This is a genomic window from Microbacterium sp. ARD32 (assembly GCF_031844385.1).
GTDB lineage: Bacteria > Actinomycetota > Actinomycetes > Actinomycetales > Microbacteriaceae > Microbacterium.
The window spans coordinates 333,043-351,246 of sequence record NZ_JAUZVD010000002.1 but is presented as its reverse complement, the minus strand read 5'-3'; the positions used below and the strand labels follow the sequence as shown (position 1 = coordinate 351,246).

At 71.1% G+C, this 18,204-nt stretch carries 20 protein-coding genes and 1 tRNA gene; 7 read left to right on the top strand and 14 right to left on the bottom strand.

All coding sequences use genetic code 11. From position 1 onward, the window contains the following. Window positions 1-40 precede the first annotated feature (40 nt). Window positions 41-916: an alpha/beta hydrolase gene (locus Q9R19_RS09910; RefSeq protein WP_311256219.1), complete on the top strand. Its 876-nt coding sequence runs from the start codon at window positions 41-43 to the stop codon at window positions 914-916. 37 nt (window positions 917-953) lie between these two features. Here Q9R19_RS09910 and Q9R19_RS09905 read toward each other — a convergent pair whose 3' ends face one another. Then, window positions 954-1,454 (bottom strand): MarR family winged helix-turn-helix transcriptional regulator, encoded by a 501-nt coding sequence (locus Q9R19_RS09905; RefSeq protein WP_311256218.1) that lies wholly within the window; start codon window positions 1,452-1,454, stop codon window positions 954-956. Window positions 1,455-1,539: 85 nt separating this feature from the next. Here Q9R19_RS09905 and Q9R19_RS09900 point away from each other — a divergent pair, with 85 nt between their 5' ends. Next, window positions 1,540-2,082, top strand: coding sequence for a hypothetical protein (locus tag Q9R19_RS09900; RefSeq protein ID WP_311256217.1), 543 nt, complete (start codon window positions 1,540-1,542; stop codon window positions 2,080-2,082). Window positions 2,083-2,414: 332 nt separating this feature from the next. After that, window positions 2,415-3,251 (top strand): AraC family transcriptional regulator, encoded by an 837-nt coding sequence (locus Q9R19_RS09895; RefSeq protein ID WP_311256216.1) that lies wholly within the window; start codon window positions 2,415-2,417, stop codon window positions 3,249-3,251. Between the two features lie 19 nt (window positions 3,252-3,270). Here the strand turns inward: Q9R19_RS09895 and Q9R19_RS09890 are convergent, their stop codons facing one another. The 7 genes from Q9R19_RS09890 to Q9R19_RS09860 all read right to left on the bottom strand — a co-directional run bounded on the left by Q9R19_RS09890 (window position 3,271) and on the right by Q9R19_RS09860 (window position 9,577). After that, complete coding sequence (locus Q9R19_RS09890; protein WP_311256215.1) at window positions 3,271-4,470, bottom strand: MFS transporter; 1,200 nt, start codon at window positions 4,468-4,470, stop codon at window positions 3,271-3,273. A gap of 114 nt (window positions 4,471-4,584) precedes the next feature. Continuing rightward, on the bottom strand, window positions 4,585-5,109 hold the full coding sequence (locus Q9R19_RS09885) for a hypothetical protein (RefSeq protein ID WP_311256214.1): 525 nt from the start codon (window positions 5,107-5,109) through the stop codon (window positions 4,585-4,587). 1 nt (window position 5,110) lies between these two features. Continuing rightward, window positions 5,111-5,716: a dCTP deaminase gene (gene dcd / locus Q9R19_RS09880; RefSeq protein WP_311256213.1), complete on the bottom strand. Its 606-nt coding sequence runs from the start codon at window positions 5,714-5,716 to the stop codon at window positions 5,111-5,113. Window positions 5,717-5,720: 4 nt separating this feature from the next. After that, window positions 5,721-6,419 carry a response regulator transcription factor gene (locus Q9R19_RS09875; protein WP_311256212.1) on the bottom strand — a complete coding sequence of 233 codons (699 nt, stop codon included), beginning with the start codon at window positions 6,417-6,419 and terminating at the stop codon, window positions 5,721-5,723. Then, window positions 6,416-7,780 (bottom strand): histidine kinase, encoded by a 1,365-nt coding sequence (locus Q9R19_RS09870; RefSeq protein ID WP_311256211.1) that lies wholly within the window; start codon window positions 7,778-7,780, stop codon window positions 6,416-6,418. Before Q9R19_RS09870 ends, Q9R19_RS09875 begins: the two co-directional genes overlap by 4 nt. A 49-nt stretch (window positions 7,781-7,829) precedes the next feature. Further along, on the bottom strand, window positions 7,830-8,636 hold the full coding sequence (locus Q9R19_RS09865) for an ABC transporter permease (protein ID WP_311256210.1): 807 nt from the start codon (window positions 8,634-8,636) through the stop codon (window positions 7,830-7,832). Further along, window positions 8,633-9,577 carry an ATP-binding cassette domain-containing protein gene (locus Q9R19_RS09860; RefSeq protein ID WP_311256209.1) on the bottom strand — a complete coding sequence of 315 codons (945 nt, stop codon included), beginning with the start codon at window positions 9,575-9,577 and terminating at the stop codon, window positions 8,633-8,635. Before Q9R19_RS09860 ends, Q9R19_RS09865 begins: the two co-directional genes overlap by 4 nt. 371 nt (window positions 9,578-9,948) lie before the next feature. On the opposite strand from Q9R19_RS09860, the gene Q9R19_RS09855 reads away from it, so the two are divergent. The 3 genes from Q9R19_RS09855 (at window position 9,949) to Q9R19_RS09845 (ending at window position 11,149) form a co-directional block, all read left to right on the top strand. After that, window positions 9,949-10,022 (top strand) — tRNA-Gly (locus Q9R19_RS09855). Window positions 10,023-10,036: 14 nt separating this feature from the next. After that, the gene (locus tag Q9R19_RS09850) at window positions 10,037-10,441 is read left to right on the top strand and encodes a hypothetical protein (RefSeq protein ID WP_311256208.1); all 405 of its coding nucleotides are present in this window, start codon (window positions 10,037-10,039) and stop codon (window positions 10,439-10,441) included. A 90-nt stretch (window positions 10,442-10,531) separates the two neighbouring features. Further along, complete coding sequence (locus Q9R19_RS09845) at window positions 10,532-11,149, top strand: hypothetical protein (RefSeq protein WP_311256207.1); 618 nt, start codon at window positions 10,532-10,534, stop codon at window positions 11,147-11,149. A 28-nt stretch (window positions 11,150-11,177) separates the two neighbouring features. On the opposite strand, the gene Q9R19_RS09840 is transcribed toward Q9R19_RS09845, so the two are convergent. Further along, window positions 11,178-11,954 (bottom strand): aspartate dehydrogenase domain-containing protein, encoded by a 777-nt coding sequence (locus tag Q9R19_RS09840; protein WP_311256206.1) that lies wholly within the window; start codon window positions 11,952-11,954, stop codon window positions 11,178-11,180. Continuing rightward, a complete protein-coding gene (locus tag Q9R19_RS09835) occupies window positions 11,951-12,877 on the bottom strand; it encodes a LysR family transcriptional regulator (protein WP_311256205.1) in 927 nt (308 codons plus the stop codon). Before Q9R19_RS09835 ends, Q9R19_RS09840 begins: the two co-directional genes overlap by 4 nt. An 82-nt stretch (window positions 12,878-12,959) precedes the next feature. Here Q9R19_RS09835 and Q9R19_RS09830 point away from each other — a divergent pair, with 82 nt between their 5' ends. Continuing rightward, window positions 12,960-14,027, top strand: coding sequence for a YeiH family protein (locus Q9R19_RS09830; protein ID WP_311256204.1), 1,068 nt, complete (start codon window positions 12,960-12,962; stop codon window positions 14,025-14,027). Between the two features lie 68 nt (window positions 14,028-14,095). Here Q9R19_RS09830 and Q9R19_RS09825 read toward each other — a convergent pair whose 3' ends face one another. From Q9R19_RS09825 to Q9R19_RS09810, 4 genes are all read right to left on the bottom strand, one after another. Further along, the gene (locus Q9R19_RS09825; RefSeq protein WP_311256203.1) at window positions 14,096-14,677 is read right to left on the bottom strand and encodes a copper resistance protein CopC; all 582 of its coding nucleotides are present in this window, start codon (window positions 14,675-14,677) and stop codon (window positions 14,096-14,098) included. Window positions 14,678-14,822: 145 nt separating this feature from the next. Further along, complete coding sequence (locus Q9R19_RS09820; RefSeq protein WP_311256202.1) at window positions 14,823-15,413, bottom strand: hypothetical protein; 591 nt, start codon at window positions 15,411-15,413, stop codon at window positions 14,823-14,825. Between the two features lie 26 nt (window positions 15,414-15,439). Then, the gene (locus Q9R19_RS09815; RefSeq protein WP_311256201.1) at window positions 15,440-16,729 is read right to left on the bottom strand and encodes a serine hydrolase domain-containing protein; all 1,290 of its coding nucleotides are present in this window, start codon (window positions 16,727-16,729) and stop codon (window positions 15,440-15,442) included. 63 nt (window positions 16,730-16,792) lie between these two features. Then, complete coding sequence (locus Q9R19_RS09810) at window positions 16,793-18,181, bottom strand: ATP-dependent RecD-like DNA helicase (protein ID WP_396653473.1); 1,389 nt, start codon at window positions 18,179-18,181, stop codon at window positions 16,793-16,795. Between the last annotated feature and the right edge of the window lie 23 nt (window positions 18,182-18,204).

Sequence of the window (18,204 nt, the reverse complement as noted above, 5' to 3'; positions counted from 1 at the left end):
GATATTCTGTGTACGATCGTTCGTATTGATTGGAGTCCGCATGCCCGCCCTGATGAGCACCGTCGCCACCGGCATCCGCATGGTCGGCGCCGTCTCGCCTGCTCTCGCCGGCCGCCTGGCTGTCGCGGCATTCTTCTCCACCTCGCCGCGCATGCCCGTGCGCGGCGACGATCGGCACACGCATCACGCCGCCGAGCGCGGCCAGATCGAGGTGGACGGGCAGCGCGTCACGACCTATCAGTGGGGCCGCGGCACCCGCACGGCACTGATCATGCACGGCTGGAACTCACGCGCGGCGCAGTTCGCGACGCTGGTGCGCGAGCTGGTGAGCGAGGGCTTCCGCGTCGTCGGATTCGACGCTCCCGCCAACGGCGACTCGACCGGCCGTCGCACCGACGTGCGCGACTGGGTCGCCGCCGCGCGGATCCTCGGCGACGCACAGGGACCGTTCGACCTGATCGTCGGGCACTCCTTCGGCGGGTTCGCGGCGCTGGCAGCGGTGCGCGACGGGGTCCACGCGCCGCGGGTGGTCATCATCTCGGCGGCCGGAACCGTACAGGCCTTCCACGATCAGTTCCAGCGGATGCTGCGACTCTCACCGCGCACCGCGACCGCGTTCGAACACGCCTTCTACCGGCGGATGCGCATGGATCGAGCGGATGCCGAGGCCAGGTACGACTCGCTACGGCATCCGCTCCCCCACGACGTCGAGCTGCTGATCGCGCACGACGCCCTCGACCATCGACTCGACCCACGCCACTCGCACGACCTGCACGCCGCGCACGACGGACACTCCCGGCTGGTGGTGACCGAAGGATTCGGGCACAACCGCACACTGCGCTGCGACCCCGTGCTGGATGCCGTGCTCGAGTTCGTGCGCGCACCCCGCGGTGCCGCCTCATCTCCCGCGCGGTGACCACTCCCGCGCGGTGACCACTCGGGCGCGGTGAGGCTCAGGCGCCCCAGTTGTCGGCGAGCTTGGTCAGCAGCCGGGCCAGTTCGGCGCTCTCGTCGTCGGTGAAGGCGGCGAGCGCGCGGGCGAGCGCCTCCCGTCGTTCTCCGCGCATCCCCCGGAAGGTGCGGGCACCATCGTCGGTGAGCGCGATCCGGGTGCGGCGAGCGTCGTCCGGGTCGGCCTCGCGTCGCACCCAGCCGCGGTCGACGCCCTGCTGCACCAGACGGGACGCGCGCGGCTGATCGACGCCGACGGCCGCGGCCAGATCGCTGACGCCGAGCGGAGCGGATGCCGTGGCCAGCGCCTCCAGCATCCGGATCACCGCGGGCGCGCCGGAGCGGTCCGCCGCCCACGGGCCCATCCCGCGGCGCCCGTGCGGGCCGTGGGGCCCGCGACCGTGCGGATGCTGGTGACCGTGCGGCCCCGCGCCCCGGCGGCCGCGCAGGCGGAAGAGCGCCGCGGCGATGGCGTCGGCGGCGTCGTGAGGCGAGTCGGTCATGCATCGATTTTACATGCGACTTGACATGTATATGCACTCCATGTCACACTGCATGTACTTGCTAAATGACATGTAAGGGATTCCCATGAACAGCACTGACACCAAGAACGACACGCCCCGCCCCTTCGGCTACTGGATCACCGCGGTCGACCGCCTGATGCGCGCCGAGTTCGCCACCGTCTTCGAGGACGAGGGCATCACCCGCCGCGACTGGCGGATGCTGAACCGCATCGACGGCACCGTCTCGGACGGCCGTCCCGTGCATCCGCGCAAGCTGCGCCGGCTCGTCGAGCTCGGCTGGATCGAGCGCGCCGATGGCGGCTGGGCGCTCACGGATGCCGGCACGCTCGCCAAGCAGCGACTCGGCGCCTCCGTCGACGACCTGCGCGCCCGCGTGGCCGGGGCGGTCACGCCCGAGGAGTACGCCACCATGACCTCCGCGCTCGAGAAGATCGCGCGCGAGTTCGGCTGGGAGGAGGGCACGCGAATGCCGCGGGGCCGCGGTCATGGCCACCGGTTCGGCCACCGCCACGGCTTCGGCGGCCGCGGGCACGGGCACGGCTTCGGCGGTGGCCATCGCCGTCATGGCGCCCCGGGCACCCACATCCACATCCACACGCACGGCTGAGCACTGCTGCCGCCCGCGAAAAGCATCCGCGCCTCACCGGCCGGATGCTTTTCGCTGTTCCAGGGCGCGCCCACCGGACGTTTTCCATCTCGCCGCTGTGGAGCGGGATGGAAAACGTTCGGTATCCGGCATCCTGAGCCGACATTCTCCATCCCGACGGGTCGCGCACGATCCCGCAGGGCCGCACCTCAGGAGTTCGCCGCCGGAATAGCGGCAGGCGGCAGGGGGTTGCTGTGTTCATGAGCACCCCCGTCCTGGATCGCCCACCCGCAGCACCCGCGGCACCTGCAGCACCTGCAGCACCTGCAGCAGCCTCCGCACCGTCAGCTGCTGTGGCGAACGACGCGCTGGAGCACCTGCTCGATGAGGTCGCCATCAGCATCCGCTTCCAGCACCGCGTCATCGCGGATGCCGATCAGGCGATCGCCCTCGGCTCCGACGGCCTGTCGCTGGTCTACATCCTGTCGGGAGAGGTCGCGCTGCCGGCGTCCGGCCACCTGCCGACGACTCTTGCCGCCGGCGACGCACTGCTGGCGAGCCGCCGGCTGATGCTGCGCGTTCCCGCCGGCTCCGCCGTGCTCGTCTCCGAGCTCGACTGGGCCGACAGCGCCGCTCATCTGGCGGCGCTGCTGCCCTCCGTCGGCTGGATCCGCAGCTTCGACCGGCTCGAGCCCGGCGCTGCCGCGCTCGCCCAGCACATGGGCGGCGACACGTGGGTCAGCGGCGAGCGCAGCGGCGACCTCGTCATCTGCCGCATGATGGCGACCACCGTGCTGCAGTCCGTGATCCGCGCCTGGTCCGACGTCGGGTGCGCACCGCAGGGGTGGCCGGCCCGCTCGAACGATCCGTTCCTCAACCGGGTGGTGCAGGCGATCGACGCCGACCCCGGCCGGGACTGGAGCGTCGAGGCGATGGCATCCGTCAGCGCACTGTCGCGCTCGGTGTTCGCCGAGCGGTTCCGCCTGGCCTTCGGCGTCTCCCCGGCGCAGTACGTCGCGGAGGTGCGGATGCGGGCGGCGCGCGCCCTGCTCACCGACGGCCGCGGCGTGAGTGAGGTCTCCCGCGAGCTGGGCTACGGCTCCGACGAGGGCTTCAGCCGCGCGTTCCGCCGCCACACCGGCATGACGCCCTCCGCCTTCCGGCGGCGCCGCACTCCGGCATCCGCCTGATCGCAGAGCCGGCGACGCGTCAGTGCGTCCGGCGGCCGGAGATGCCGAACAGCAGCGCGCCGAGCGCCAGCATCGCAGCGCCCACGGGGTAGGCGAGCTCGATGCCGATGGCGTCCACCAGCATCCCGCCGACGCCGGCCGCGAGCATGATCGCCGCCTGGAATCCGACCACGACCAGTCCGCCGCCGGCCTCCAGCCGGTCGGGCATGCGGTGCCCCACCCAGGTGTTCACGATCAGCAGCCACGAGGCGAAGAAGAAGCCCCATACGAACACCACCACGCCGACGGTCCACAGCGAGCCGGCCTCCAGGATCACCGCCATCAGCGTCACGGCGATCACGAGCGGTGTGACCACGGCCAGCACCCGGTGGGTGCGATCGATGCCGGCGCCGATCACGATGTTGCCGATGAACCCGCCGATGCCGAACACGGCCAGCAGCACGATGATCGTGCCCTCATCCACGACCGCGCCGCCGGACTGCACGCGCTCCAGCGCGAGGCGGATGTACGTGTACGCCAGCGCGTGCCCGAAGATCACCAGCACGTGGCCCACCACCCCCAGTCCGATGCCCGGGCGCCGCAGCGTCTCGACGAGCACCGAGATGCGTGCGGCGTTCTCGGCGGGAACCGCCGGCAGCAGCGAGCGCAGCGCGACGGCGAGCAGCGCAGTGGCGGCCGCAGCGATGCCGAACACGCCGCGCCAGTCGAGCAGCTCGCTGAGCATGACGCCCACCGGCACTCCGGCGACGGTGGCCAGCGACGTTCCCGCCGAGGTGAACATCACGGCCCGTCCGAGCCGCTCCGGCCCCGCGATGCGCGCGGCGACCGTGATCGACATGGTCCAGAAGCCCGCCAGCGCCGCGCCCAGCAGCACGCGCGCCACCAGCATGAGCGGCAGGCTGGGCGCGATCGCGACGACCGCGTTCGACATCGCGGCGAGCACCGCCATCCACACCAGCAGTGAGCGCCGGTCCAGCCGCGGCAGCGCGAGGCCGATGGTCGGCGCCACGACCAGTCCGGCGAGGGCCGTGACGGTGACGAGCTGTCCCGCCTGCCCCGGGGTGACACCCAGCTCGGCGGCGATGTCGGTGAGCACGCCGTTGGGCAGGAACTCGGCGCTGACGAGCAGGAAGCTCATCGCCATCATCGTCAGCAGAGCGGCGTAGGGCATGCGGCGCACCGTCGCTTCGACGGTGGGCAGGGGTGCGGTCGTGGTCATGTCTCCAGCGTGCCGTGCGGGTGGATGCCGCACCCGACCGTGCGTCCGCGGCATCCGACCGATCGTCCGGACGTGCGGCGGTGAATCAGCAGGCGCGACGGCGGGCGCGGCGGGTCAGGAGACCAGCACGCCGATCGTGACGACGGCGCCGACCAGCAGCACGCCGAGAAAGCCGTAGATCACGGCGGTGAGCACCCGATAGCCGCCGCCGGTCGCGCCGTCCGGCGGCGGGACGACCGTCGGGGCGGGTTCGGGAGCCGTCAGTCGTGGATCGGATGCCGGTGCCGCGGGTGCCCCCACGATGCCGGATGCCGTCCGCCGCGCCGCTCGCGTGACGGGCGACGCACTCGATACGGCGCTGTCGGATTGGGCGCTGTCGGATGCCGCGCCCTCCTGCGCCGGTGCGTGGTCCTGCCAGCTCTCTCGCCAGTCGGCGCCGGTCACCGGAGTGTCCGGCGGGGGCGGCGGGATGACCGGCTCGGTCAGGAAGGATTCCGGCAGCACCGCCTCCGGGACGACCGGGTCGGACTGGTCCAGCTCGGGCACGTCGGCCGCCGGGATGTCCAGATCGGGCACGTCCTGCGCCACAGCATCCGGCACCGCGGCATCCGGCTTCTGCACGTCGTCGGGATCAGCCATGTCAGCCTCCGATCGCTCCCGCATCGGTCGTGCCCACGTCGGTGCGGTGGAAGTTCAGGAACGAGCGGGATGCCGTGGGTCCGCGCTGCCCCTGGTAGCGGTTGCCGTACGGGCCGGAGCCGTACGCGTTCTCGGTGGGAGAGGACAGCCGGAAGAAGCAGAACTGGCCGATCTTCATCCCCGGCCACAGCTTGATCGGCAGGGTGGCGACGTTCGCCAGCTCCAGCGTGACGTGCCCGGTGAATCCGGGGTCGACGAACCCGGCGGTGGAGTGCGTGATCAGGCCGAGACGCCCCAGCGACGACTTGCCCTCCAGGCGGGCGGCGACGTCGTCGGGCAGCGAGACCTGCTCGAAGGTCGCGCCCAGGGCGAACTCGCCGGGGTGCAGGATGAACGGCTCGTCGGGAGCGACCTCGATCAGGCGGGTCAGCTCGGGCTGCTCCACAGACGGGTCGATGAAGGGGTACTTGTGGTTGTCGAACAGCCGGAAATAGCGGTCCAGGCGCACGTCGACGCTGGAGGGCTGCACCATGTCCTCGTCGAATGGGGAGAGACCGATCCGGCCCGATGCGAGTTCTGCTCTGATGTCGCGGTCGCTGAGAAGCACGTGTTCAGCGTACCCGCGACCCGTCGTCGGTACCCGCGATCCCGAGCCGGTGCGCGAGGATGACCGCGTGGATGCGGTCGCGCACCTGCAGCTTGGCGAGCACCCGGCCGACGTGCGTCTTCACGGTCGACTCGCTGAGGAACAGTCGCTCGGCGATCTCGGCGTTGTTCAGCCCTTGGGCGATCGCGAGGAACACGTCGCGTTCGCGCTCGGTGAGATCGGCCGCGGGATCGTCGTCGGATGCCTCGGATGCGGATGCCGACGCCGCGGCGGGCAGCGAGGCGACGTGATCGAGCAGCGCCCGCGTCACGCGAGGCGCGAGCACGGCGTCGCCCCGGTGCACGGCGCGCACGGCACTGACGAGCTCGTGCCGCTCGGCATCCTTCAGCAGGAACCCGCTGGCGCCGGCGCGGATCGCACCGAACGCGTACTCGTCCAGATCGAAGGTGGTCAGCACGAGCACGCGGATGCCGGGATGCCGCTGCACGATGGCATCCGTCGCGGCGATGCCGTCGACGCCGGGCATCCGCACGTCCATCAGCACCACGTCGGGCTGAACGGCGGTGGCCTGCGCGATCGCATCGGCGCCGTCGGCGGCCTCGCCGACCACCTCGATGTCCGGCTCGGCCTCGAGCACCAGCCGGAAGCCGATGCGGATCAGGGACTGGTCGTCGACGAGCAGGACGCGGATCCGAGCTGTCATGAGTGGTCCTCCGCGGTCGGGCCCGGTTGGGTCGCTGCCTGCTTCTTGGTCGTTGAGCCCGCCTGAGTCGTTGAGCCCGCCTGAGTCGTTGAGCCCGCCGAAGCGCCCTGCGCCGTGCGCTCCGAGGCATGCGGCAGCTCGGCGCGCAGCATCCATCTTCCCTTCCCGACGGGAGCTGAGCTCAGGCTGCCGCCGAGCAGCGCGACGCGCTCGGCGAGGCCGCGCAGGCCGAAGCCGCCCTCGGAGGCGGCGGCCGGAGCGCCGTCGTTGACGATCTCGACGACGAGCGGGTCGGCGTCGTAGTCGATACGCACCTCGATCCCGTGGGTCGACGGCGCGTGCCGCATGGCGTTGGTGACGCCCTCCTGCACGATGCGGCCGATGGCGAACCGCAGCGCCGGCGTGGCATCCGCTTCTCCGCGCACGGCCAGCGAGGCCGTGAAACCGGCCCGCTGCGCCGCGGCGACGGTCTCGGCAGGGCTGGCGGGCTCGAGCGGCGCGAGCGGCGCGTCGGCGTCGCCGTCGCGCAGCACGCCGAGCATCGTGCGCATCTCCAGAAGCGCGTTGCGGGCGGTGGCGGCTGCCGCGGTCGATGCGTCGCGGGCGCGGTCCCGGTCGGAGGTTGCGGCGGCGCCCTCCGAGAGCGCGACCACGACGGTGAGCGAGTGCGAGACGATGTCGTGCATCTCGCGGGCGATCCGGTCGCGCTCTGCGGCGGCCGCCAGGCGCCCCTGCTGGTCGCGTTCGACGAGCAGCTGCCGGGAGCGGTCGATGACGGCCTCGATGTAGCGCTTCCGATTGCCGACGTTGATGCCGATCAGTGCGCCGATCAGGCCGGGGATCGCCACCCCGAGAGCGGCATTGGCCATGTCCTGAACCGACGCGGCGCCGCTGGTGGCCATGACCAGGGCGAGCGCGCCGATCAGCCCCACACCGATCCCGAGGCCGGTCCAGCAGGCGCGCGTCGACCGGTGCACTGCGAGCGTGTACACCGTGAGCGGGAACATCAGAGTCCCGGTCGATGCCGTGATGGCCAGCAGCATCAGCTCCACGACGACCCCGGTGGCCAGCAGCGCCTCCGGCCAGCGGCGGCGCCACATCAGCAGCACCGAGGAGCCGACGATCACGACGCTGATCGCGACCGCTGCACCGGCCGAGACGATGCGGCCGGCGTGCGCGGCCACGCCGTGGGTGGCCACTGCGGTCGTCCCCACCGAGCCGAGCAGGCAGATCAGGGCGATCAGGGCGTCGGCGAGACGCGGATGCCGTGCCCAGAACTGCCGGATGACCCCGGGCGGACGCGGCAGCAGCAGCTCCTCGTCCCGAGGGACGGAGAAGCTGCTGCTGTGCGTTCCGGACACGGTCTCGACCCTACTCACCCACCGGGGGTGCGGTGCTGCGCGTCGGGGGTCATACGTCGCGGGCGCGCAGCGCGCCCCACGCGCCGAGCAGCGCCGCGGCGGGCCAGGCGCCCAGCGTCACCCAGGCGATCGGCGCGTCGAGCGGCATGCCGTCCTGCGGCAGGATCGCGTACTGGGTCGCAGTGGAGGGCAGGTAGTTCGCCAGGTCGATGATCCATTCGGCCTGCATCAGCGCTCCGACCACGTTCACCACCATGGGCAGCACGAACAGGATGCCGACGGTCACCGCGATCGCGCCGGCGCCCGAGCGCAGCAGGAATCCGAGCCCGACGCCGAGCAGCGCGAACAGCGCCATGGCGGCGGCTGCGGCGAGGATCGGCAGCACGGTGCGGGTGGGGTCGGCCCAGTCCAGCGCCATGTCCTTCCCTGCCGCGATCGGCGTGATGCCGATGGCCGCGATGAGGAAGATGATCAGCGAGACGACGAACATGAACGCCGCGAGCACGGCCGCCTTGGCGAGCAGCACCGCGCCGCGCACCGGGTTGGCGGTGAAGGTCGAGCGGCTCATCCCCGTCGAGTACTCGCCGGTGACCGAGATGACGCCCAGGATGCCGGCCAGCATCATCGTGAACTGCACGGGAGAGATCACGGCCATGATCATGTTGTCCACCGGGGGCGACATCGTCGCCGTGATCAGGAAGGCGAGGCCGATCGTGAGCACGCCGACGATGGCCACCGACCACCACGTGCCGCGGACGGTCATCAGCTTGATCAGCTCGCTGCGCAGCTGGCGCACGAAGGTCAGCCGGTGCACGGTGGTGGGGACGTGGGTGGCGCGGGCCTGGATCGCGGTCATGCGACTGCTCCTTCGAGCTGGGTGCCGTCCTGCGGAACGGCACGAGTGCGGTATTCGACGGACTCCCCGGTGAGGGCGAGGTAGGCATCCTCGAGCGAGCCGCTGGTGGGGGTGAGCTCGTGCACGGCGATGCCGCGCTCGGCGGCGATGTCGCCGATGCGGGATGCCGGGAGCCCGGTCACGTCGAGGGTGAAGGAATCGCTGCTGACGACTTCGACGTCGCGGCCGGCGACGGCATCGGCGAGCTCCGCCGCGCGCGGGCTGCGCACGTGCACGCGCTCGGTGGTCCAGGCGCGCACCAGATCGGGCAGGGCGGCGTCGGCGAGCACCTTGCCGCGGCCGAGCACGATGACGTGGTCGGCGGTCTGCGCCATCTCGCTCATCAGGTGGCTGGAGAGCAGCACGGTGCGCCCCTCGGATGCCGCGTGGCGCACGAACTGGCGCACCCAGCGCACCCCCTCGGGGTCGAGGCCGTTGACCGGCTCGTCGAGGATGAGGGTGTGCGGGTCGCCGAGCAGGGCAGCCGCGATGCCGAGGCGCTGGCCCATGCCGAGCGAGAAGCCGCCGGCGCGCTTGCGGGCGACCGAGCCGATGCCGGTGATGTCGATCACCTCGTCGACGCGGGAGGAGGGGATGCCGTGGGTGGCAGCCATGGCACGCAGGTGATTGCGGGCGGAGCGGCCGGTGTGCACGGCCTTGGCGTCGAGCAGCACGCCGACCTCGGTGAGGGGTGCGGTGAGGTGCTTGTAGTCGGTGCCGTTGACCGTGACCGTGCCCGTGGTGGGACGGTCCAGCCCCACGATCATGCGCATGGTCGTGGACTTTCCTGCGCCGTTGGGTCCGAGGAACCCGGTGACGCTCCCCGGTCGCACGGTGAACGACACGTCATCCACCGCGAGCTTGTCTCCGTACCTCTTGCCGAGGCCCTCTGCTGTGATCATGCCTACGACGCTACGGCCGCGGGTGGGGCCACCGCGTCCGCCTGCAGGATGAACCTGCACGGCCCCCATGGCACCGCGGTGCCATGCCCCGCCCACCGGTCGTTGAGCGAGCGCAGCGAGACGAAACGCACACCCCCGCCCCCGGTCGTTGAGCGAGCGCAGCGAGACGAAACGCACGCCTCCACCCGCCCCCCGGTCGTTGAGCGAGCGAAGCGAGACGAAACGCACACCCCCACCCCCACCGGTCGTTGAGCGAGCACAGCGAGACGAAACGCACGCCCCCCACCCCCACCGGTCGTTGAGCGAGCACAGCGAGACGAAACGCACGCCTCCGACCTTTGTTATGCTGGCCAAGCGCCGTCAGGCGCAACGGGGCTGTAGTTCAATGGCAGAACTTCTGCTTCCCAAGCAGACAGCGCGGGTTCGATTCCCGTCAGCCCCTCCATGATCGGGAACCTCATGCACGGGATCGATCCGCAGAAGCTCGGACGCTGGAGCCTGCGGCTGGATGCTGCGTACTGCGCCGTGCTCGGCATCGCCGTGGCGGCATGCTCGGGCATGCTCGCCGACAGCATACGTCTTCCCGCGCCGCTCATCGCGGCGGTGGGAGTGGCCGTGATCCTGTGGGCTGCGCTGGTGGCGTGGATGCTGGTGCGCTTGCAGCTGCGCGCCGCGCTGCGCGTGGTGCTGATCGTCAACATGATCGCGGTGGCGGCTGTCGCTGCCGCGTCGATGCTGGCGAGCACTCCGCCGGCCGGACTCGGCGTCGTCACGGTCGCCGTCGATGTCGCGCTGTTCGCCGTCAGCCAGGCGATCGCCCTGCGCGCCGGCTCAGCCGCATCCCACCGACGCGCACAGCCGTAGGGGCTCCGTACGACGCGCGACACCGAGTCGGATGCCGCAGGAAGCATGGTGCCCTGGATGAATGTCTGAGGCCTGCACCACGCTGGCGATATGTCGCCCTCCATCTTCTCTGCGCTGAGTGCCACGGCACCCGATCCGACGCCAGGCGAGTTCATCGGCCTGCTCCTGTGGATTCTCTGCACCGCCGTCGCAATCTGCGTCGTCGCGATCCACGTCTGCGTCGCTGCAGTGCTGCCTCCTCCGCGCCCCCTCGCTGAGACGTCTGTGCTGGGTCGGCACATTGTCGGTCTGTCGAGAATCGTTGTGGTGTTCCTGGGCTTTCTGGGTGGTCTCCTCCTGACAACCATGATCACGCTGGGAGGCGACTACTGGTCGGCCAGCGGGGGCATGGACAACCTGATGGGCCAGCTGTGGAGCGTGCTGTCCATACTCGCCGCAGGAGCGGCATTCGTCTTCTGGTTCTGGGCCGCCGTGGACCTCATCAGGCTCGGGCCCTCCCGGCGGCTCGCCGCAGTCGACTGGTGGTACAAGCGGCGCCTCAATCGGATTGGCGTGCGCTGGGTGGAACGGTCGATACGCGCACTCGGGCAGGGCGTCGTCGGCGGCCCGTGGTGGGCCATTCTGCTCACCTTCTACCTTGCTCCTCCAGTCGCTATCCTTGGAATCGCCGAACTGCTCCGGATCGTCCCGCCAATACTCCATGCCTGATAACGCGCGCCGGACCCAGGTTGAAAGTTCAGAGGAACGCGACCCCGCCCGCGACATCGAACCCGCGCAGCCGTGCGTAGTCATCCAGCGCCCGCAGCGCGGCCCAGGCCACCACGGCGCTCGATCGCGGCCGCTCGGGAGACGGGTCGTTCTCGACGACGACGCGCACCTCACCCAGCTCCCCCACCGCGTGGACTTCGTGGCGGGTCCGCAATGCCGCAGGATCGGCGACGATGCGCGCGGTCGCGAGATCCCAGGCATCCGCGGCGAGCGCGAGGGACGCAGCGACGTTGGCGGATGCCGGGAATCGCTGCGCGACCTCTCCGGCCGGCCCTTCCGCGAGGATGATCTCCGTGGCCCCGGCGCGCAGCTCGTCCTGCAGTGCGTCGGCCATCCATGGCTGAATCAGCGCAGTCGGCAGCTTGCGACTCTCGATCGACACCTGGCGCAGCGGACCCTGCGCGCGCAGCGCGCGCACCTGATCCAGGCCGCCGATCGCACCGGTGCAGGCGATCAGCCGGCCGGGGCTCGGCCCCAGCAGACGGCTCCGAAGCGCAGCATCCGCCAGCGCCCCGACCGAGAGCAGGATGACGTCCAGCCCCGCCGCGAGCAGGCCGGGCACGCGCTCCCGCACGGCGCGCTGCGTGGCCGCCTCGACGATGACGTCGACGTCCGTGGCATCCGGGAGCGCGGCATCCCGCCCGAACGACCCGACCACACGATACGGGCGCGACTCCTGCACGGCCCGGCGCAGCACGCCGTTGATGTGCCCGTCGCCCAGCAGGCCGATCCTCAGCTCGGTCATGACCCCGAGCCTACGACGACCGCCTCCTCGAGCAGCTCCCGGCTCACCTCGGACAGCTCCCGTCGCCCACCCCGCCAGAGCGCGGTGATCGGCCGCTGCACGGGCTCGCCGCGCAACGGCACCTGCACCAGTCGCCCCAGGCGCACGTCGTCCGCGACGGCGAGCTGCGACAGCACTGCCGGGCCGATCCCCTCAGCCACAGCGGATCTCACCGCGGCCGAGGTCGACAGCACGGCCAGCGCCTCGACGGGCTCGCGTCCGAGCCGCGCGACCACCGCGTCCTCCCAGGTGCGTCGCGTGCCGCTGCCCTCCTCTCGCACCACCAGCGCGGTGTCCGCCACCTCGGACATCCCGACCTCGGCGCGCGACGCCCACGGGTGCTTCGGCGCGACGACCACGGCCAGCGCATCCAGGCGGATCGTCGTCCTCGACAGACCGTCGGGCAACGCGGTCGACTCGATGAACCCCAGGTCCGCCGCGCCCGACCTCACGAGCGCCTCGACCTCCGCGCTGTTCGCGTTCAGCATCCGCACCTGTGTGGGCGTGCGGCGGGCGCGCACCTGCCGCTCGCGCAGCGCCAGCAGCCACCGTGGCAGCAGATGCCCGGCGACCGTCTGGCTCGCAGCGACCGTGAGCGCGCGACTGTGCTCGCCGCGCAGGGTCTCGATGCCGGTGCGGAAGCGCTCCGCAGCCGCGAGCACCTCCTCGGCCCACGCGGCGATCGTCTCGCCGGCGGAGGTCGGCTGCACGCCACGCGGTGAGCGATGCAGCAGCTCGAGTCCGAAGCGCTGCTCGAGCCCCTGCAGCCGTGCCGACGCGGTCTGCTGGGTCACACCCGCCTCCCGCGCCGCGGCCGAGATCGATCCCTCCCGCACGGCGGCGGCCAGCAGCCGCAGAGCACCGATGTCGGGGTCGTCGATCATGGGCATCCTCACAGTTCTGGCCTGTAGCCCTACCGACGATATCCTCTACCGCCGCCGCACGGGGACTGACCAGGATGGAACCGTGCAGTTCTCTCCCGTGCAGACCCTCTCCTCCCGCCTCACCCGCCGCGGCGCCGACGTGCTCCCCGGCGTGCTGGTCACTGCGGCGATCGCGCTGCTCGCCTCGGGCGTCGGTGCGATCGTGCCCGTGCTCGGCTCGGCGGTCCCGGCGATCGTCATCGGCGTGCTGCTGTCGCTGATCCGACCGCGCGTGATGACGGGCCGTGAGCACGCCGACGCCCGCATCCAGCCCGGCATCGCCTACTCAGGCAAGTTCCTGCTGCAGCTGGCCGTGGTGCTGCTGGGTGTGCAGCTGTCGATCGGCGCGATCGCGAAGGTCGGGCTGGAGTCGTTGCCGATCATGCTGACCACCCTCGCCGTCTGCCTGGTGGGAGCATGGCTGCTGGGACGGATGCTGGGCACCGAGCGGCGGCTGACCACGCTGATCGGGGTGGGAACGGGCATCTGCGGGGCATCCGCCATCGCCGCGGTATCGCCCGTGATCGGCGCAGCGAGCGCCGAGATCGCGTACGCGGTGTCGACGATCTTCCTGTTCAACATCCTGGCCGTACTGGCCTTCCCGCTCATCGGCCACGCCCTGAGCCTGGACCCGCACACCTTCGGCCTGTTCGCCGGCACCGCCGTCAACGACACCAGCTCGGTGGTCGCCGCGGCGAGCGTGTTCAGCACGGCGGCCCTCGGCTTCGCGGTGGTCGTCAAACTGGTGCGCACGCTGATGATCATCCCGATCAGCATCGGACTGTCGGTCATGGAGGCGCGGCGCAGCGCGGACGGCCAGAAGCTGACCGGCCGCCGGATCGCGAAACTCGTGCCATGGTTCCTGGTCGGCTTCATCGTTGTCGCGCTGATCAACTCCACCGGGCTGATACCGGATGCCCCGCGGGAGGTGCTCGTGCAGGTGAGCGTCTTCCTCATCGCCATGGCACTCGCCGGCATCGGTCTCTCCACCGACATCCCGGCCCTGCGTCGCGCCGGGTGGCGCCCGCTCGCACTCGGCGGGATGCTGTGGGTGCTGGTCACCGTGACCGCGCTGGCGACGATCGCCGTGACCGCGGCGCTGCGAGGCTGAGCGGTCCGGCTCGGGAGGAGACGTGAGCATCCCCTCCCGAGCCGGCACCTGTCAGCCTGCGGCGCTCGTCAGCTGCGGCGCTTGCGGGCGGTGAACACGATCACCAGGATGATCGCGATCAGCACCACGACGCCCAGTCCGATCAGCAGCGGCCACGGCATGGAGGCGTCCTGCGCGGGCGCCGGTGTGGAGCTCTGCGACGGAGCCGCGCTCGGGGCGTCGTTGGCGGTCGGCGCGGTGCTGGGCTCGGTGCTCGGAGCGGGGTCGGATGCCGCGATCGAGAACGAGTAGTCGCCCGACGTCGGGTGGCCGTCGCTGGAGACGACCTTCCAGGTCACGTCGTAGGCGCCGCCGGGCATCCCGCTCTTCAGCGGCACGGTGACGGTGTCGGCCTGCACCACGGGGTCGCCGGCCACCCAGTCGGTGCCGGCGTCGTCGACGACGGTCACGGCGGTGCCGCTGTTGTCACTCAGCGCCAGCAGGTCGTTCGAGAACGTGAGCACGACCTGCTCGGGTGCGCTGGTCAGTTGCTCGCCGTCGGCGGGAGTGCTCGACACGAGCTGGTCGTGAGCGGATGCCGGGGCGGCGACGGCCAGCATGGCGGCGACGGCCACGGCGGCCCCCGCCAGTGCGGTGCGGATTCGGAACATGGGAAACCTCTCTTCGGATGCCGCTGAGCGGCGTAAGCGTCTGTCTGCGGCGCGGGTGCGCCGGGGCGTGTGGCCGTCCGCATCGCGCGGTCGTCCGCAATCGCGCGCTTCCGTCCGCAATCGTGCGGACGAGCGCGATGGGCGATCAGGCGGCGAGCGGCGGACCCCGCCAGCGCAGGCCGGCGAGCGGGACCGCCTGCACGCGCGGCGCGACGAGCGCCGTCCACCGCGGACGGAGAGAGGGCCGAATGCGCACCGGCTCGAGCGGGCGCACCGTGCGCGCGAACCACGCGCGCACGTCTCGCGCCAGAGCCAGAAGGGCGCGGGCGATCAGCTCGCCGCGATGCAGCAGGAGCACCGTCAGCACCGCGGCCGCGCCGTGCGCCAGCCACATCCCGGCATCCTGCGGGGCGAGCGCGGCCGCGTCACCGAAGGAGATCGGCGCGATGCCGTGCACGTGCGGTCGGATGCCGCCCTGCGGCGTGATGCTGCCGAGCACGAACAGAGCGTGGAACAGCAGCTGCGAGACCAGCACCGAGGCGCTCAACCGCACGACCGACAGCCGGCGGCCTGCCAGCAGCGTGCAGACTGTGAGCGACAGGATCCAGGGCACGGCGATGCCCAGCATCCCGGGCATCCCGCCACCGACCCAGACGTGTGAGGCGAGCGCGACGAAGGTCGCGACGTTCGCGCCGACGAACCCGCGCAGCAGCGGGGTTCTCCGGGAGGGGCGCACCCTCCCATCCTTTCACGCCGGCGCGGTCACTCGGCCGCGGGCGCCTTGCAGATCGCGATGTCGGTGATGGTCTGCCCGTACTGCTCCGCCGTGAACGGCAGACCGAAGTCGGGGGCGGTCTGGCCCTTCGCCGCCGGCGCCTTCGACGCGATCGCGGCCACCTGCCAGGAGAGATAGGCGGCCACCGAGCTCCCCGACGAGGAGTTGTTCAGCGTGACGGCCACCGTGAAGCCGGTCGCCGGGTCGGAGTATGCCGCCGTGGAGTAGCCGGGAACCCAGCCCTGCTGGCCGATCATCGAGCCGACCAGCAGTGCGCCGCCGGTGGCCTGGTACCAGGCAGGCGCATTCGCCGAGACCGGCAGCGGGTTCTCGAATCGAGCCGGCTTCGCGTTCTTGTCGCGCAGCGCCTGCCGCGCCTCGGCCTGCAGATAGCGACCGAGGTCGGTGATGGTGGAGGTCACGCCGCCGTCGGTGAAGCCGATGCTGGCCGAGCTGGTGGTGATGTCCACCGGCGCGGTGCAGTCATACCCGGTGTCGGTGGCCGGCAGGTACGCGCCCTTGAGCGCAGGTGTGGGCTTCGGCTCGGCTGCGGTCGCGCCGGGGAGCGACGTGGACTTCAGCTCGAGCGGCCCGGTGACGTACTTCTTGATCAGCTGCGACGCGCTCAGGCCGGAGGCTCGCTCCAGGGCCAGGCCGAGCATGAGGTAGCCGGCGTCGGAGTCGCGGTACGCGGTGTGCGCGGGTCCGCGCTGCACGCCGAGCCCGAAACTGGCCTCCTGCAGCGGCGCCCACACGCGCTCCGGGGTGTTCAGCCAGTACGGCTTGACGGCCGCCTCTGACGAGCCGAGCCCGCTGGTGCCGTTGCACAGGTCGAGCAGGGTGATGTCGCTCAGGTCGGCGACGCCCGAGACGTACTTCGGCACCGGCGCGTCGAGCTTGATCCTGCCGTCGTCCGCCATGCCGTAGAGCACATCGCAGGTCATCAGGCGCGTCACATCGGCCACGCGGAAGGACATGTCGGCGGTCACCTCGGTGTCGTCCTCGGCCGACTGCGTGCCCAGTCCGGCGACCCACTGACCGCTCCACGGCACCCACACGCCGACGATCGCGCCGGTCGCCCCGGAGGCGACCATGGCGTGCTCGACGGCCGCCTGAAGCTGCGCGGTCATGTCGTCGGGAAGCGCCCCGTCGACCTGCTCGGGCGGGGTGTAGCTGAAGTCGGGTTCGTCGGATGCCGTGCATCCGCTCAGGGCCAGCATGAGGGCGACGGCGGCGACCGCGGCGGCGCGCAGACGGCGCGGCGAACGAAGATGCATGTATCGACTCTCCCGGGGATGGACCCTCCGAGTCTAGAGCGCTGTTCCTGAGAGCACGCCCCCTCAGCCCTCGACCTTCGCGGCCTGACGCGCCTCCCACGCCTCGCGCATGAAGCGTCGCACGTCCTCGTCCACCTGGATGTCACGCGGGCGTAGCGGCCGCGACAGGTACAGCCCGTCCAGGCTGGTCAGCCGCGACAGCGCCACGTAGGTCTGCCCCGGCGCGAACGCACCCGATCCCAGATCGACGATGGCGCGGTCGTAGGTCTTGCCCTGCGACTTGTGGATCGTCACCGCCCACGCCAGCCGCAACGGGAACTGCGTGAACTCGGCGACGACCTCGCGCGAGAGCGTCTTGGTGCCGGGGTTGTACGCATAGCGGAGCCGCTCCCACACCGCCGGCTCCACCTCGAACTCGTCGCCGTCGACCTCCACGCGCACCGTCCCGCCGAGGATGCGGGTGACCGTGCCGATCGAGCCGTTCACCCAGCGCGGCGGCTCGCCCTGCATGCCCACGTCGTTGCGCAGGAACATCACCTGCGCGCCGACCTTCAGCTTTAGCTCGGCATCGGCCGGGTAGTTCGACTCGCCGCGGCCGAAGTCGCCGCTCACCTCGGCGTGCGCGGTCTGCTCGCGGCCCGGGAGGGCCGCCAGATGCCGGCTGTTGATGCTGTTCACGATGTCGTTGCGGGTGGCGAGCGTGATGATCGGTGCCTCACCCGGCTCGGGCTCGGGCGGCGTGCGCGCGCCGCGCTCGTTGAGCACGTCGGCGATCTCCTTGGTGACCCGGCCGTACCGCACGGCGTTCAGCATGGCCTTGAAGCCGTCGTCGGACTGCCGGTGGATGTGCACCAGCTCGTGCACGTGCAGCTTCGCACCGTGCTCGCCGATGTCCAGCATCCCGCCGCCCTCGCCTGTCGAAGGGGAGATCCCGCCGGTCCACACCTTCGCGTCGAAGAACCAGAACGACCGGTAGTGGTCCTGGATGTAGCGCAGCTCGTCGCCGCGGGGCGGCACCGGCGCCAGCTGGTACGGGTCGCCGAACATGACCACCTGCACGCCGCCGAACGGCAGGCCGCGCTTGCCGCGCGCCTGGCGCAGCGACCGGTCGATCGCGTCCATGAGGTCGGCGTTCACCATCGAGATCTCATCGATCACGAGCGTCTGGATCGAGTTGAGGATGCGGCGGGTGGCATCCGACTGCTCGATCTCGCTCTCGGCGATCAGCCCGATCGGCAGCCGGAACAGCGAGTGGATCGTCTGCCCTTCCACGTTCAGCGCGGCCACGCCCGTGGGCGCGCAGATCGCGATCTGTTTCTCGGTGTTCCACGCGAAGTGCTGCAGCAGCGTCGACTTGCCGGTGCCTGCTCGTCCCGTGATGAAGACGTGCTCGTCGGTGTCCTCGATGAGACGGAACAGCGCCTGCTGTTCGTCGGAGAGTGTCACGGGCACGCACCCCATGTTAAGCGGACGGG

Coding starts and splice junctions, on each gene's coding strand:
- Q9R19_RS09865 (WP_311256210.1), bottom strand. CDS start 8,636: ATGACCGCGATCCAGGCCCGCGCCACCCACGTCCCCACCACCGTGCAC.
- Q9R19_RS09825 (WP_311256203.1), bottom strand. CDS start 14,677: ATGTTCCGAATCCGCACCGCACTGGCGGGGGCCGCCGTGGCCGTCGCC.
- Q9R19_RS09875 (WP_311256212.1), bottom strand. CDS start 6,419: ATGACAGCTCGGATCCGCGTCCTGCTCGTCGACGACCAGTCCCTGATC.
- Q9R19_RS09910 (WP_311256219.1), top strand. CDS start 41: ATGCCCGCCCTGATGAGCACCGTCGCCACCGGCATCCGCATGGTCGGC.
- Q9R19_RS09860 (WP_311256209.1), bottom strand. CDS start 9,577: ATGATCACAGCAGAGGGCCTCGGCAAGAGGTACGGAGACAAGCTCGCG.
- Q9R19_RS09840 (WP_311256206.1), bottom strand. CDS start 11,954: ATGACCGAGCTGAGGATCGGCCTGCTGGGCGACGGGCACATCAACGGC.
- Q9R19_RS09835 (WP_311256205.1), bottom strand. CDS start 12,877: ATGATCGACGACCCCGACATCGGTGCTCTGCGGCTGCTGGCCGCCGCC.
- Q9R19_RS09850 (WP_311256208.1), top strand. CDS start 10,037: ATGCACGGGATCGATCCGCAGAAGCTCGGACGCTGGAGCCTGCGGCTG.
- Q9R19_RS09900 (WP_311256217.1), top strand. CDS start 1,540: ATGAACAGCACTGACACCAAGAACGACACGCCCCGCCCCTTCGGCTAC.
- Q9R19_RS09905 (WP_311256218.1), bottom strand. CDS start 1,454: ATGACCGACTCGCCTCACGACGCCGCCGACGCCATCGCCGCGGCGCTC.
- Q9R19_RS09885 (WP_311256214.1), bottom strand. CDS start 5,109: ATGGCTGATCCCGACGACGTGCAGAAGCCGGATGCCGCGGTGCCGGAT.
- Q9R19_RS09815 (WP_311256201.1), bottom strand. CDS start 16,729: ATGCATCTTCGTTCGCCGCGCCGTCTGCGCGCCGCCGCGGTCGCCGCC.
- Q9R19_RS09890 (WP_311256215.1), bottom strand. CDS start 4,470: ATGACCACGACCGCACCCCTGCCCACCGTCGAAGCGACGGTGCGCCGC.
- Q9R19_RS09845 (WP_311256207.1), top strand. CDS start 10,532: ATGTCGCCCTCCATCTTCTCTGCGCTGAGTGCCACGGCACCCGATCCG.